At 47.2% G+C, this 14,743-nt stretch carries 15 protein-coding genes; 8 read left to right on the forward strand and 7 right to left on the reverse strand.

What is annotated here, in order from left to right; translation table 11 throughout:
* The first annotated feature begins 128 nt into the window (after nt 1-128).
* From iolC to NYE45_RS01515, 5 genes are all read left to right on the forward strand, one after another.
* Nucleotides 129-1,139: a 5-dehydro-2-deoxygluconokinase gene (gene iolC / locus NYE45_RS01495; protein WP_340015291.1), complete on the forward strand. Its 1,011-nt coding sequence runs from the start codon at nt 129-131 to the stop codon at nt 1,137-1,139.
* A 99-nt stretch (nt 1,140-1,238) separates the two neighbouring features.
* The gene (locus NYE45_RS01500; RefSeq protein WP_340015292.1) at nt 1,239-2,714 is read left to right on the forward strand and encodes a CoA-acylating methylmalonate-semialdehyde dehydrogenase; all 1,476 of its coding nucleotides are present in this window, start codon (nt 1,239-1,241) and stop codon (nt 2,712-2,714) included.
* Nucleotides 2,715-2,781: 67 nt separating this feature from the next.
* Entirely contained in the window at nt 2,782-3,834 is a 1,053-nt protein-coding gene (gene iolG / locus NYE45_RS01505) for an inositol 2-dehydrogenase (protein WP_340015293.1), read from the forward strand.
* Nucleotides 3,835-3,942: 108 nt separating this feature from the next.
* The gene (gene iolB / locus NYE45_RS01510; RefSeq protein WP_340015294.1) at nt 3,943-4,749 is read left to right on the forward strand and encodes a 5-deoxy-glucuronate isomerase; all 807 of its coding nucleotides are present in this window, start codon (nt 3,943-3,945) and stop codon (nt 4,747-4,749) included.
* Nucleotides 4,750-4,999: 250 nt separating this feature from the next.
* Nucleotides 5,000-6,007: a LacI family DNA-binding transcriptional regulator gene (locus NYE45_RS01515; RefSeq protein WP_340015295.1), complete on the forward strand. Its 1,008-nt coding sequence runs from the start codon at nt 5,000-5,002 to the stop codon at nt 6,005-6,007.
* 175 nt (nt 6,008-6,182) lie between these two features.
* Here NYE45_RS01515 and NYE45_RS01520 read toward each other — a convergent pair whose 3' ends face one another.
* Complete coding sequence (locus tag NYE45_RS01520; RefSeq protein WP_340015296.1) at nt 6,183-8,162, reverse strand: methyl-accepting chemotaxis protein; 1,980 nt, start codon at nt 8,160-8,162, stop codon at nt 6,183-6,185.
* Between the two features lie 477 nt (nt 8,163-8,639).
* On the opposite strand from NYE45_RS01520, the gene NYE45_RS01525 reads away from it, so the two are divergent.
* Both NYE45_RS01525 and NYE45_RS01530 read left to right on the forward strand, forming a co-directional pair.
* Nucleotides 8,640-9,167, forward strand: coding sequence for a hypothetical protein (locus tag NYE45_RS01525; protein WP_340015297.1), 528 nt, complete (start codon nt 8,640-8,642; stop codon nt 9,165-9,167).
* Entirely contained in the window at nt 9,164-9,670 is a 507-nt protein-coding gene (locus tag NYE45_RS01530; RefSeq protein WP_340015298.1) for a GNAT family N-acetyltransferase, read from the forward strand. Before NYE45_RS01525 ends, NYE45_RS01530 begins: the two co-directional genes overlap by 4 nt.
* A gap of 119 nt (nt 9,671-9,789) precedes the next feature.
* On the opposite strand, the gene NYE45_RS01535 is transcribed toward NYE45_RS01530, so the two are convergent.
* The 3 genes from NYE45_RS01535 to NYE45_RS01545 all read right to left on the reverse strand — a co-directional run bounded on the left by NYE45_RS01535 (nt 9,790) and on the right by NYE45_RS01545 (nt 11,690).
* Nucleotides 9,790-10,149, reverse strand: a complete 360-nt coding sequence (locus NYE45_RS01535; RefSeq protein WP_340015299.1) for a hypothetical protein — start codon at nt 10,147-10,149, stop codon at nt 9,790-9,792.
* 259 nt (nt 10,150-10,408) lie between these two features.
* Entirely contained in the window at nt 10,409-11,248 is an 840-nt protein-coding gene (locus NYE45_RS01540; RefSeq protein ID WP_340015300.1) for a DUF4261 domain-containing protein, read from the reverse strand.
* A 76-nt stretch (nt 11,249-11,324) separates the two neighbouring features.
* Nucleotides 11,325-11,690, reverse strand: a complete 366-nt coding sequence (locus NYE45_RS01545) for a DUF1304 domain-containing protein (protein WP_340015301.1) — start codon at nt 11,688-11,690, stop codon at nt 11,325-11,327.
* 259 nt (nt 11,691-11,949) lie between these two features.
* On the opposite strand from NYE45_RS01545, the gene NYE45_RS01550 reads away from it, so the two are divergent.
* On the forward strand, nt 11,950-12,483 hold the full coding sequence (locus tag NYE45_RS01550) for an MOSC domain-containing protein (protein WP_340015302.1): 534 nt from the start codon (nt 11,950-11,952) through the stop codon (nt 12,481-12,483).
* A 16-nt stretch (nt 12,484-12,499) separates the two neighbouring features.
* Here the strand turns inward: NYE45_RS01550 and NYE45_RS01555 are convergent, their stop codons facing one another.
* The 3 genes from NYE45_RS01555 to NYE45_RS01565 are packed head-to-tail and all read right to left on the reverse strand — an operon-like array spanning nt 12,500 to nt 14,641.
* Nucleotides 12,500-13,339 (reverse strand): helix-turn-helix transcriptional regulator, encoded by an 840-nt coding sequence (locus tag NYE45_RS01555; protein WP_340015303.1) that lies wholly within the window; start codon nt 13,337-13,339, stop codon nt 12,500-12,502.
* Between the two features lie 28 nt (nt 13,340-13,367).
* Complete coding sequence (locus NYE45_RS01560; RefSeq protein ID WP_340015304.1) at nt 13,368-14,105, reverse strand: WecB/TagA/CpsF family glycosyltransferase; 738 nt, start codon at nt 14,103-14,105, stop codon at nt 13,368-13,370.
* Nucleotides 14,102-14,641, reverse strand: a complete 540-nt coding sequence (locus tag NYE45_RS01565) for an SUKH-3 domain-containing protein (protein WP_340015305.1) — start codon at nt 14,639-14,641, stop codon at nt 14,102-14,104. Before NYE45_RS01565 ends, NYE45_RS01560 begins: the two co-directional genes overlap by 4 nt.
* Nucleotides 14,642-14,743: the final 102 nt, after the last annotated feature.

Below are 14,743 nucleotides of genomic sequence, written 5' to 3' on the forward strand. Positions count from 1 at the left end.
AGTATAACGTTACGATTGGAAAATAAAACTGACTTACTCTAGCCGTTTACTGATCCTCAAGATCGTAACTAGTCTAGATATCCATATACAACATGTAAAATCCCACCACAGAAAGGGGCTCACATGCAATGACTTACGTATCCTTTCCCGTATCCAGGAAGAAGGATTTCACCGCGATTGGCCGACTGTGTATCGACTTGAATGCCAATGAGATCAATCGCCCGATGGAAGAGACGATGACGTTCACAAAATATGTGGGCGGATCTCCAGCCAATATTACGATTGGCATGTCCAGGCTGGGTATGGAGACGGCATTTATCGGTAAGATCGCGGGCGACCAGATGGGCAGATTCATCCATAGCTATCTGGAGAAGAACGGCATCGACACATCGAATGTGGTTACAGATGACACCGGAGCAGTAACCGGGCTTGCTTTTACCGAAATCAAGAGTCCAACCGATTGCAGTATCCTGATGTACCGGGACAATGTAGCTGATCTGTTATTACAGGCGCAAGAGGTGCAGGAGCAGTTGATCGCTGACTCCAAAGTGCTGCTAATCTCAGGCACAGCCCTCGCGCAGAGCCCATCCCGTGAAGCCGTATTACAGGCACTAACGTATGCGAAAAAACATGGCACAGTTATTGTGTTTGATCTGGACTATCGTCCATACACATGGACATCGGACGAAGAGACAGCGGTCTATTATAACCTCGCAGCCGAGAAATGCGATATCATCCTTGGCACACGTGAAGAGTTCGACATGATGGAGACATTCGACCACAATCCGGATCATAGCGATCAGGTGACTGCACAGAAATGGTTCGATTTCTCAGCGAACATCGTTGTAATCAAACACGGCAAGGAAGGGTCCATTGCTTATACGCGTGAAGGGCTTTCCCACCGTGCGGACAGCTATCCGGCAAAAGTGGTCAAAACGTTCGGCGCAGGCGACTCTTACGCGGCTGGCTTCCTGTATGGATTGATGCAGGGCTGGACGATTGAGCGCAGTATGGCGTATGGCAGTGGCGCAGCAAGTATCGTCATTTCAAGCCACAGCTGTTCGGATGCAATGCCAACAGCGGAACAGGTAAATGACTACATTGAACGTTGCAATCGGGGCGAGATTACCGTTTCCTGAAGCACGTTGCAATACTTTGAATAACGCACACATACAGATCTATAACAATGAAACAAGTTGAACATAAGGGATTACACATAAGCGAAGGGAGACAGGGCTATGGGAAAAGGAGTTTCTGAAGCGTCTGCAACAGCGACAATGGTACAAAACTGGATCGGAGGTGCCTGGGTAACCCCAGCTGCAACTCGTACGGAGCCGGTTGTGAACCCGGCCACGGAAGAAGTTATTGCACATGTGCCACTGTCTGAGCAAGCGGACGTGGATCTGGCCGTTCAGACGGCACGGGAAGCGTTCAAGTCGTGGAGCGGCACACCGGTTCCACGCCGTGCACGTATTCTGTTCCGCTACCAGCAGCTGCTGGTGGAGCATTGGGAAGAGCTCGCTCGCCTGGTGACGCTGGAGAACGGTAAAAGCTACGCTGAAGCGTATGGCGAGGTACTACGTGGCATTGAATGTGTCGAGTTCGCGGCAGGTGCCCCGAATCTGATGATGGGCAAACAACTACCTGACATCGCGACAGGATTGGAGTCGGGCATGTATCGTTACCCGATCGGCGTAATTGGCGGGATTACCCCGTTCAACTTTCCGATGATGGTGCCTTGCTGGATGTTCCCGCTGGCTATTGCTTGTGGTAACACCTTTGTTCTGAAGCCGTCCGAGCGTACACCGCTGCTGGCAGGCCGTTTGGCAGAGCTGTTCAAGGAAGCGGGGCTTCCGGACGGTGTGCTCAACATCGTTCACGGTGCGCATGATGTCGTGAACGGTCTGCTGGAACATAAGGATGTTCAAGCGATCTCCTTTGTCGGATCACAACCTGTGGCGGAATACGTCTACACTACTGCATCCAAGCATGGCAAACGGGTACAGGCACTCGCGGGTGCCAAAAACCACTCCATCGTTATGCCGGACGCCGATCTCGATCTGACGGTGAAAGAGATTACAAGCGCAGCTTTTGGCTCAGCAGGGGAACGTTGCATGGCATGTTCGGTTGTTGTGGCTGTAGGTGATGTGGCTGACACACTCGTACAAAAGCTGGTGGAAGCAGCAGACCGCATTACCATCGGTAACGGCATGGATGAGGGCGTATTCCTCGGTCCCGTCATCCGTGGACCACATAAAGAGCGCACACTCAGTTACATTGAAACCGGAGAGCAGGAAGGCGCGGCCTTGATCCGGGATGGACGTAAGGATCAGGCGACAGGTGAATCCGGGTACTTTGTAGGGCCGACGGTATTCGATCAAGTTGAGAGCAATATGAAAATCTGGCAGGATGAGATCTTTGCTCCAGTACTCTCGGTGGCAAGAGTGTCTACGCTGGAGGAAGCGGTAGAACTGGCGAATCGTTCAGACTTTGCCAACGGGGCGTGTCTGTTCACCCGCAGCGGGGCGAGTATGCGTCAATTCCGTGAAACGATTGATGCGGGCATGTTGGGCATTAACCTGGGCGTACCTGCGCCAATGGCATTCTTCCCGTTTTCCGGCTGGAAGAAATCCTTCTACGGTGATCTGCATGCCAATGGTACGGATGGTGTTGAATTCTACACTCGCAAGAAGATGGTAACGGCGCGCTGGTAACAACCAGAGCAACTCGGGCTAAGGGGAACGCCCAGCCCATATGGACGCACATAGGGAGGATAACGGAATGGGCAAGGACAAAGTGAGAATTGGCATCATCGGTGCTGGACGGATCGGCAAAATTCATGCAGACAATCTCCTGCGTAACCCGCATGCCGAGATTGTGGGAATCAGTGACTTATTCGCGGGTCCTGAATTGGAGGCATGGGCCTCCAGACGTGGCATCCCTGTTGTAACGACGGACAGCAGCCAGTTAATCTCGATGCCTAATGTAGACGCGGTGCTGATCTGTTCTTCAACAGATACACATGTACCGCTGATCGAACAGGCCGCTCAGGCGGGCAAACACATCTTCTGCGAGAAGCCGGTCAGCATGGATCTAGCACAGACTCAAGCGGCTGTAGCGGCGGTTCAGGAGGCTGGCGTGAAGCTGCAAATTGGTTTTAACCGTCGCTTTGATCACAATTTCAGACGGGTACGTGCACATGTGAAGGATGGTACGATTGGTGATCCGCATATTATCAAAATCACGTCTCGTGACCCGAGTCCACCGCCTGCGGAGTACATCCGTGTATCTGGCGGGATCTTCATGGACATGATGATTCATGATTTTGACATGGCCCGCTATCTGTCCGGGAGTGAAGTGGAAGAAGTGTACGCTCAGGGCAACGTGCTGATCAATCCGGTTTTTGCAGAACATGGTGACGTGGATACAGCTATTGTAACGATGACGTTTGCCAATGGAGCGATTGGTGTTATTGATAACAGCCGTCAGGCTGTATACGGGTATGATCAGCGTGTTGAGGTATTTGGCTCAATGGGCAGCGCCGCAGCGGCGAATGATCATCCGAATACGGCTGAGATCAGTACAGCGGCCGGACTCATGCGCGACAAACCATTGCACTTTTTCCTGGAACGCTACAATGAAGCGTATGTACAGGAGACAGCCCTCTTTATCGATGCAATCATTCATGATACACCGGTTATTGTAGATGGCCACGATGCAGTACAGGCAGAACGAATTGCGCTGGCAGCGAAGATGTCGATGGAGCAGGGAAGACCTGTGAAGCTGAGTGAAGTCCCTGGGGTGTCAATGGAATCGCAAACGGCAACGCCATAGGTGGATGATTAAAGTCACTTTTTTAAATGAGCGCATGAATAGTCAAAGTTCTTGTTTTTATATGCATCAGGTTGTTATGGACGACTACAGAAAGGAGTGGATGGCAAGATGTCAGAACGTATTGTGAAACCCGTGGTCAACCGGGAGGGGGACGGTACGCTTATAAACGTAACACCGGAGTCGGCTGGGTGGGAATATGTTGGATTTCAGGTAGTGAAGTTGGCTGAAGGGGAGACGCTAAACCGCGAGAGCGGTGATCAGGAACTCTGTGTGGTTCTTCTCAGTGGTTTCGCTAATGTAAGTACCCGGGAGCACACATGGGATAATATCGGAAAAAGAATGAGTGTTTTCGAGAAAATCCCCCCGTATTCGGTCTACGTCTCAACTTCCGATCAAGTGCAGATCACAGCACGTACCGAACTGGAAATCGCTATATGTGTTGCGCCCGGAAAAGGCACGTACCCGGCTCGTCTCATTGCACCCGAAGATGTAGGGGTAGAGGCGAGAGGATATGGCAATCTGGAACGCCAGATTCACAACATTTTGCCGGAACAAAAGGAAGCGGACAGTCTGCTCGTTGTTGAGGTGTTCACACCAGATGGGCATTGGTCCAGTTACCCGCCACATAAGCATGATCGGGACGCACTCCCGGATGAATCTTTGCTGGAGGAAACGTATTATTTCCGTGTGCAACCTGAGCAGGGGTTTGCCATTCAGCGCATATACACGGATGATCGCTCTGTAGATGAGACGCTTGCAGTGAAGAACGGTGAAGTGGTGCTTGTTCCGGATGGATATCATCCGGTAGGTGCTCCTCCGGGGTATGAGGTCTACTATCTGAACGTGATGGCTGGACCAACCCGGACCTGGAAATTCCATAACGACCCTGACCATGAGTGGTTGATGAAAAAGTAAAACAATTCCTGCTAAGCACATTGTGCTCGCTTCAAGTTGCGTATGCAGACTTCCCCCTGCATAATGAGAAGAAGAGAACAATTATCTATGCGAATCAATTTCATAACTCACTAAAATGGATTTCTGTAACTAAATATAGACAAATTGAACCATTTTGATCTATATTTAGCTTTGATTGAAGCAGATAAAGGTATTATGAGATTGATTCATGTGTAACGAAACTTATATATAGCACAAATGGGGAAAAACAATGAAAGCAACCATATACGATATAGCACGCGAGGCGGGTGTATCCATTGCAACCGTCTCGCAGGTCATTAATGGCAAAGGCAAGATCAGCGAGAAGCGGCGCGCCGAGATTATGGAGATCATGGAACGCCTTCACTATCAACCCAGCGCGATCGCAGCTGCACTTACAGGCAAGCAGACGTATACATTGGGACTACTTGTACCCGACATTTCCAACCCGTATTTTGCAGAACTCGCCAGAGCAGTCGAGGATCGAAGCCGTCAGTTGGGCTACAGCGTGGTCATCTGCAGTACCGACAATAAGGACGAGCGGGTAGAGCGTTACCTGAATCTGCTTCAGCAAAAAAGGGTCGATGGCATGATGATCGGAACCGGAATCGATAATGCCGAAATTTTGTCACCTCTCTTGCAGCAGTCCATCCCTGTCGCTTTGATTGCCCGTCATATGCCGTCCCTGTCGGTTCATACAGTCACCATTGATGACATTCTCGGTGGAAGACTCGCAGCGGAACATCTGCTTGAACTTGGTCACACCCGTGTAGCAGTGCTGTCGGAACCGTCCAAAGTCAGCAGCAGTCAGGAACGTGTACGTGGATTCCGTGAAACACTGATCAAGGCAGGTCATACGCTGCAACCGAATCAGATCCGAGAATCGGCAGCTGACCTGAGTTTGGCCAAAAAAGAGGCGCTACTGCTGCTCAGTGAGATTGATCATCCCACAGGCTTGTTCTGTTGTAACGACATTCAGGCCATTGGTGCACTTCAGGCAGCCAAAGAGCTGGGTCTACGCGTGCCAGAGGATGTGTCCATTATCGGATTTGATAACACCATTCTGGCCTCGGTAACCAGTCCACCACTTACAACTGTTGCCCAGCCGATTGAAGATCTGGGACATCGCGCTGTAGATCTGTTGATTGAAGAGTTGAAGGATGAGCGTAAAGAGCCGCAGAAAATTGTGCTGAAGCCCGAATTGGTTATCCGAGAATCAGCAGGCCGTGTAAGGGGCTGAAACAATGAGGTTTCCAGCATACGCTAATCAGCCGTGAGGCCAAGCTGGCCAAGCTTACTTGTGTCATATCTTTTATCCAGATACGGGTGCCGTTTCATCCCTCATTCGGAATATGTAACATAACAACGTAACAAACAAGCCGTGTTCCCCCAATGGGAGAACGCGGCTTGTTGATTTAAATCTTGAACTTCTTCACTTCCTCGGCGAGCGTATTGGCTTGTTGAGCCAGTTCATTGGAGCGCTCCGAGATACTCGTAATGTAATTGAACTGTTCCTGCGTAGAGGAAGCAACCTCTTCTGTGGAAGCGGCGCTCTGTTGCGACATAGCCGCTACGCTGGAGATCACTTCAGCAATCTTGCCCGAGCTGCTGTCCAGTTCAGTTGTTGCAGATGATACCTGCTGAAGCTGGTTGTCGATGCCTTCAATGGATTGTTTGATTCGCATAAACGAATTGCGCATCTCATGCACGGCAGCGACCTGCTGCTCAATACCATGTTCAGCAGAATCAACCTCGCTCACACTTTGACGAGTAGCCGCCTGGATTTCATTCAGCAACACGATGATATCCTGAGCAGAGCCTGCGGATTGTTCAGCCAGTTTGCGTACTTCCTCGGCAACCACCGCGAATCCACGTCCATGTTCACCCGCTCTGGCTGCCTCAATGGAAGCGTTCAAGGCAAGCAGGTTGGTCTGGGAGGCGATACCTTGAATCATGCTGACGATGTCTTCAATCTTCTGTGATTTGTCTGCCAGTAGGGTGATCGATTCACCTACGCGGTCAATCGATTGGCGGTTGCCATCCGAAAGTTCCACCTGGTGATCTACCGCCTGCAGTCCAGCCAGCATGGCTTCTCCTGCTTCACGTATCATCGTTACGGACTGCTCCACACTGCGATTAATACCGCCCACACTATCGCTCATCTCCGATAGACGGCTTGAGCCATCATACACCGATTCAGCCTGTGTACTGGAGCCTTGAGCGAGTTCATCGGTGGCAATGGAGATCTGCTCCGCGATGCGCTTGGTGTTATCCGTATGTTCCTGCATCTCACCCGAGATACTTTGTACCCGATCAGCAGAGGCCGTTACTTGTCTGAACAGCATACTAAGCTGATCTGACATCTGATTGAACGCCATGCCAAGCTCAGCGAACTCATCTTTGCCTTTGATCTGCACCCGTCCTGTAAAGTCACCACTCGACATCTGGCGTGACGTTCCATGCAGGCTTCTCAGCGGCTTGATGAAGAGTGTTGCGATCCAATAGGCACCTGCCAATACAACCAGCAACGTAATACCGATAATCAGAATGTAGTTATTGCGCAATTCATAATACTCAGCGTAGGCCAGCTTCTCGGAGATGATGGAGCCTACAGCCCAGCCGGTGCTTGGAATCTGATGATAGAACAACAGATAATTCTCGTCATTATATTGGAAGGGCTTCTGACCTGACGAATTCGCCTGCATATCTGCCAACAGCGGTTTTAACTCCACATTATCAGCAGCGGAAGTGTTCACGAGTTTATCGTCAGGGTGAGCCAGAAGCAGCCCGTTTTTATCGATTAAAAAGGTGTAGCCCAATCCGTCCAGGTTTATTTTCCCCACGGTATCGGTAAGTGTAGAGAGCAACAAGTCACCTGCGACAACCCCTTGCATTGTGCCTTCTTTATTTTGAACCGGCATGGCAATCGATACCGCGTATTGCTCCGACATCATATCCAGATAGGGATCAGAGAAAGTTAACTGATTGGCTTGCTTCGCTTCCTGGTACCATGGACGCTGTCTTGGGTCATAATCTGCATCGGGAGTCCAGTCTGAACCGTTCATGAAGCTGCCGTCCTGCTCTGAACCGTAATACAGATCCGACAGACTCTCTTTGTTACTGCCCAGCTTCATAATGTTAAAGTATTCTTCCGTGAGTTCTCCCTCAGGCACGCCTTCCTGGATGACAAAACCTAACGTTTCGATGACTTTGGCATTACTGCTGATCCAGCCATCCAACTGATTTGCCGAAGAGGCCATTAAGCCATTCAATTTGGAGTCCACATTACGCGTGGCTTGTTTTTCAGTTTGAACCAAGCCAAGGGAAGCCAGTGGCAGTGCAGTAATCAATACAGCGGCCAGAAACATAATCATTAATTTCGGTTTGAGCTTCATTACAATTCCCCCTAGCGTTTAACAATTACATGCCTATACTTCTTCATATAACATATTATCGTGCGTGGTGAGCATGGTGTTCCAAGCTGATTTGTTGATAATGCTCACTTGTTAAAACTGGCCGAGTATAGTCTCGGGATGTTATGGATGTGTAAGAATGAATGGAGCTTATGAAGTATATCGTCATTTTTAGTTTAAATTTTAGGTAATCAAACAAGTTAGTTAGCGAGCATAGAAATTTATTTTAATTACTAAATCTGAAAACGGAATCATGATCTGGAAGTCTTGTATACATCGACTACACGCTTTTTTCCCTACCGTTCAATTATTATCAGTAACTATAGTTTAGGCAAAAACGTTATCGAAATGGATAGGGTAAATAAGAATTTACTTTGGAACAGAAGGAGTGAGATGATATACTAGGAAGTATCATTAATTACCATTTTATATATGTTTTGTGGTGTATGGAGGAGCGGTATGATTAAAAGACTTAAAATCATTATGGGCATCGCCATGATTATTGTTGTTGCAGCTATTGCAGTGCGTATGTATACCTCTGGTCAATACACCATGTATATCCCCAGCAAACATACGACGTTTCGAGCAGAGGTTACAGATCATATGAGCATGCTGGATAGATTGGATCGACTGACGATTAGGAAAATTTCAAGTGCAGATCCGTATAATGAAGAAGATGAAGTGACGATTACAGATCCCAATGAGATTAGAGATATGCTGAAGCTCTTGAAGGATGTTGAACTTAAAAGAGTACGGGAATTCGACGTTTCCGAAAGGAGTCCATATTACTATGAATGGCGACTTACCATTAATAAGGAAGGTCGATTTACCGATGGATTCGGATTAACATTCTATAATGAGCATGCCGTTTCAATCTATAGTAAGTACAAGACACGAGACAAACTTCAAGATTACGAAATTACTAATGAGCTCAATATAAATGAGATGGAGCGCCTTTTTGAAAAACTGAAGGAGGAGCAAACATGACCAAGACCAACTATCATGTACGCCTCATTGAGGAACAGGATATCTCCTTTCTGTGGGAGATGTTATACGCATCCCTGCATACACGCGAAGGTGATGAACCTATCCAACTCGAAAGTGTACATACTCCTGAGCTATCCAAATATGTTGAAGGCTGGGGAAGAGAAGGGGATTTTGGGTATGTTGCGGTAGACCAGCATGGTAAGAAATCAGGTTCAATAACATTACGATTCTATACGGATCAGAATGCGGGTTACGGTTATGTGAATGCAGCTACGCCAGAGATGGGGATGGCTGTAACTGAAGATGCACGTGGAAAAGGTGTAGGCACCTTACTGCTTCAGACTGCACTGGATGAAGCCAAACGGCGGGGAATTGAAGCAGTCTCGCTCAGTGTAGACCCGGATAACGAAGCGATTCGCTTATATAGGCGGTTAGGGTTCGTGGAGGAAGGCTTCTGTGGTACATCAGTAACGATGGTGCGTGTGAGTAGTCTGGAATCTTAAATGATCTATGATCTTTCTACTGAATAAGAAAAAGGCGCTCCCTAATGGGAAACGCCTCTTTCTTTTGCCGCGTATAGCACATACATGTTCGCTTTAAACTTCCGCTGTACTATCTCGAATTATTTCAACAAAAATGCCAAAGCCTCGTCATACGTTTCCCATTGGAATTCAGTCTGATGAGCCGATTCTTTGGAAATGCGATTCAATTGCATTTTGGCGATTGCACCGCCTACGGCCACACTGGCCCGCTTCATACCCCACGCTGTCAGCAATTTCTGATGCTCTACAATTTTTTCCTTGGTATCCTGAGGGAATGCCTTCATGCTTCGCATATCGACTAGCACATCAAACGAATTTCCCAATTGTTCCGCTAATCTCTGGATTTCTGTATTCGCTTGTTCGACATGTTCAGGGGAAACAATACCTTCCCAAGTAATTTCAATAATAGATTTAGTTAAATCCAAACGTCTAACAGACATGTAGGCAACTCCTCGATAATATAATGATATGTATGATATGAGACTATAAGCCTATTAATTATACCTTTTTATAGCACGAATGAAAACTTAAATCATAGTTATATGGTTCTTATGAACTACTTCTTCCTAGTGGAGTTAAATTCAGGGATTGCTTCCATATCATCATTGGAAGAAGTTGAATAGCTAAAAGCCGCCCAGAGTATGAACTCCGGACGGCTTCTACAAAGGTGACACGATAAAGTTAAGATAACTACGTAAGCTAGAATCCGATCTTCAAACTGTTACCTTCCGTTGCTACACCTTTGGAAAGGGAAATGCTTAGCTTTTGTTCTGCCGAGAAACCAAGTGTTTCCCCGTCATGCAGTGTGACGTCGTTTTCAACCACATACGTTGTGGTCATGAACATCATCTCAAATACGTCGCTTAAGGACTCCGACGATTGCATAATCTCCATCTCTTCTTTGCCAAAGTTACGTAGTCCGTAAGTGTAAGCTGAAGCTCCTTCGACATTCTGATATAATCCGATGAAAATCCAGAGCGAGACGGGCAGCTCATCATGCTTGATTCCACGGCTGGTCTCGACATATTGACTGGCTTCAACCACAAGCGGGGCCATGTATATTGCGAGCGCGTGATCCAACTGCAATAAGGCACTCGCTGTCTGAGTGAACAGAACATGTCCCTCGATAGCATTTGTTGCGTTCAGAACAGATACAATAATCTGAGACTGGTGACGTGAGGTAACTTGCTCCGCTTCTCGCCAAAGGATGTTAAGTTTGGCATTCTCCTCAACTTCACGGTCAGGCACAGGGGCGGCAATGTGAGCACATACCACCTGCATTCCATTCACTTCAAAAAAGAGATTGCCCTCCTCCGGGCGTTCCTCAATCTCAATATTCCATTCGTTTTTCATATTTTTGATGAAGAGGTCAAAATCACAATCTTCACGCTCCAGCAGGACAAAACCCACGATGGTTTCACTGTAATTCGTCGATTCGACAGCACCACCTGCAGGTACCTTCTCCTTTTTGCGCCGCCGAAGCTTGTCAAACAATCCCATGACATGTTCTCCTTCCAATTCCAGATTAATTCTGGTCATTGTACACTGCTATCTATTCACTACCTTACCATAAAGGAGTTTACATGAATCGAAGCAATACACTATTCGACAGAAATTACAGGAACAGAACTAGCAACAATGCAATGATCGCAGGCAATCCTTGTTTAATAATGATGGAACGTGAAGAAGTAGCCCCTCCATAGAGGGCCGCGATAATCACACACGCCAGGAAGAAAATCTGAATATGCTGTCCAACGGTAGCATCCGGATATACGAGTCCCCAGATCAGACCTGCCGCAAGAAATCCATTGTAAAGACCTTGATTGGCCGCGAGAGATTTGGTTGATTTGGCGAATTCCGGCGTGAGATTAAAAGTTTTCATTGTGCGTGGACGAGTCCACATAAACATCTCCATCACCATGATATAGATGTGTTCGACAGCTACAAGAGCTACAAAAATGATACTAATCAAAGGAAACACCTTACTTTCTAATATGTAATTTATTTACTTGTCCACCTTAGTATAAATGTTTGCAACGAGAACGGAAAGAGTAAAATTAATTTGCAACAATTTAATTGTGTATTATTTAAAATGTTTATCATTTTCCAAGTGCGTTAAGATGTTGAAAATAAAAAAAATGGATACAAAGGTAAGCATACGCCGATTGTCGAAAATCCATTCATTGGGTAATAATGAACAATAAAGAAGCAATATTGCTCAGGAAAGAGAGGAGATTACTATGGGAACTGTTCAATTCGTCTTGTTGGCTGATGATTCATCCACATTTGTGACGCGAGTTGTTCCTTTTATCGACATCGAGCTTGCGGGAATTCCGGGTGACCGTCACTATGGTTTGCTTCGTCCGGCGGACTCCCGTCAGAAAATCTACAAGCGCGGCACACCGATTGCGAATCGCCGCCAGATCAGTATTGTTTCTGAGGAAGAATGTGCTCTTATCGCTGAGAAAATGAACATTCCTGAAGTGCGTCCAGAATGGCTTGGTGCCAATATGCTGGTCCGTGGCATTGATCGATTGACTGAATTGCCTGCTGGAACGCGGCTTTTATTTCCAAACGGGACGGGGTTAATATGCGAAGGAGAGAATCTTCCGTGTGTGCATCCGGGGAAAATGATTGAGCAATTCTACGAACAGGACGGTTTGCGTAAAAAGTTTGTGCCAGCCGCTCGCAAAAAACGTGGGATCGTCTGCTCGGTAGAACGGGAAGGGGTAATCCATACGGGGGATACCATCGAAGTCATTCGCCTGTCCTGATTTTCAGGACAGGTTTTTAATTCATCAGACCATAGCGCTCGCCATTCGGTTGTTTAGAGTGTATATACTCCTCTGGTGTGCTTCCGATAATGGACTTGAAATCTCGGATGAAATGGGATTGATCATGATATCCGAGATCCTGAGATAGCTTAACCAGATCATAGTGAAGACCGCGCTCCATCCATTCTGCAGCATTTTGCAGACGATACAACTTAATTACGGTTTTTGGTCCAATACCTACATACTGATTGAACAGGCGCTGTAGCTTTCTTTTATGAATTTTCCAATACGAAGACAGATCATCTACTCTCAGCATCTCACGGTTCAGTTCAATCTGTTGCACAATATCGTTAACCAGCGTCGCTTGGGCATCTTCAGCTGGAAGGTGCGCACATAATAGCTGATCGATGTAACCGATTTTATCCGCATTATCCCCATCCCGAAGTAGCCTTTCTTCCAAGGAACCTGCTGTGACCTCAAGAATACGGGATACATCCATCGGTTGTCCGTAAAGTGAAGAGACAGGAACCCGAAGGAAGGGATAGAATCCTCCTGGTTTGAACTTCACACCAAATACACGGCCTTTCCCGCTCACAAGATAGGAGAATTTACGTCCCGACGGTCCGAAGCAAAACGTATTGTTCCGTTCCACAACCAGATTGACACAGGGGTTAGGCACGACATGTTGGGGATACGGTTCAAGTCCTGTCAGATCCCACGATACGATCCAATAATGTTTAACAAAAGGACGAAGTGCTTCGGAAGGAGCATGGCGGGTCAGTTGATATCTTTGGTCACCTTCATTCAGATTCAGCAGGCCCATACTTGGTCTGTCTCCTTGTTCTACCTGTTTCATCCGGACCATTCCTCCTGCTCATCTCACATTATTTAGGCTCTCTGAACAACATTGCTCGCACAGCAAAACGGGGTAAAATGAGTTGCCTGCGCCATCTCGAAGGTTGATTGAGGAGGCGATAGAGCCACTCCAAATTAAGCTTCTGCCATATCGCAGGGGCACGTTTGGTTTTCCCGGCCAGAATATCGAGACTACCTCCCACTCCTATGGCTACACGAGCACTCAACTGATGGCGATACTTGTTAATCCAGTGTTCTGCATGGGGTGCGCCAAGAGCTACGATAAGAAAGTCCGGTTGAGCACTACAAATCTCTTCTATAATCTGTTGTTCCTCATCTTCCTGGAAAAAACCATGGTGTCTGCCTTTGACGACAACTCCCGGATAGCGTTGCGCAATAACTTTCACGGCCTGTTCACTGACACTTTCCTCTGCTCCCAGCATGTAGAATGACCAGTGTTTTCGATCGCCTTCCTCCAATAAACGAAATAGCAGATCACAACCGGTTACCCGTTCAGTCAATTGTCCACCCCGCAAACGGGATACCATTACAATGCCAGCACCGTCAGCTGTAACCAACCCGGCTTGATCGACGACTTGGCGAAGAGAGGTACTCTTTTGACAGGACATGACGATCTCGGGATTTCCTGTGATGACATGGAACAGTTCAGTGTTTTCCTGATCTACGACTTCACCAAGGATCGAAACGGTTTGATCCATCGTGACATTGGGAAAAGGGATACCCATAATATTTGTTGATTGGCTCATGTCTCATTTCCTTTCTGATTCCGACCCATGAGTGAATGGGGGACAAGCTTATGCGTGTGAAGTTCATGTATCATACTGTCAATCAGATTATCGAATGCATGTACGTTTGGATCATAATCGTGTAACAGATACAGTTTGCCTGAACGGCCAATAGCTGTGACTGCAGAATAGTAGTATCCGGTTAATCCAAGACAATAACAATCTTCTTTAGCGTATTTCAAGATCGAATGCATCTCTGCGGAACAACGTAGTGTTTCTTCAGCATCCGGAATAAAATGAAATTCATATTCATGCCAAGGGCTTTCAGTAGGCACTTCCCCGGCAGTGTGGCTATAGTATTTAAAATATATAAGTTCATCTATTCCCCAAAACTCTTCAAGAAACGAACGGGCAGCCGGAAATAAATCTGCGGATTTAGAGCACTGCTCTATGTATGGGGAGATGTCAACGCAGCGGTTCTCATACCAGCCCGCCTTCTGCAGCAACTGAATCATTTGTTGATAGGGTAACAATGAGGATTGTGACGTTCCAGTCATATTGAACAACTCCTGTTATTTCATTCCAGTTTAGTATATCTGATCTTCTGGAAAAGGACTATATCTCCTGATGTCGCGTTTTTACAATACGACCTTTGGGGT

The organism is Paenibacillus sp. FSL K6-1318 (assembly GCF_037976905.1).
Lineage (GTDB): Bacteria > Bacillota > Bacilli > Paenibacillales > Paenibacillaceae > Paenibacillus > Paenibacillus amylolyticus_A.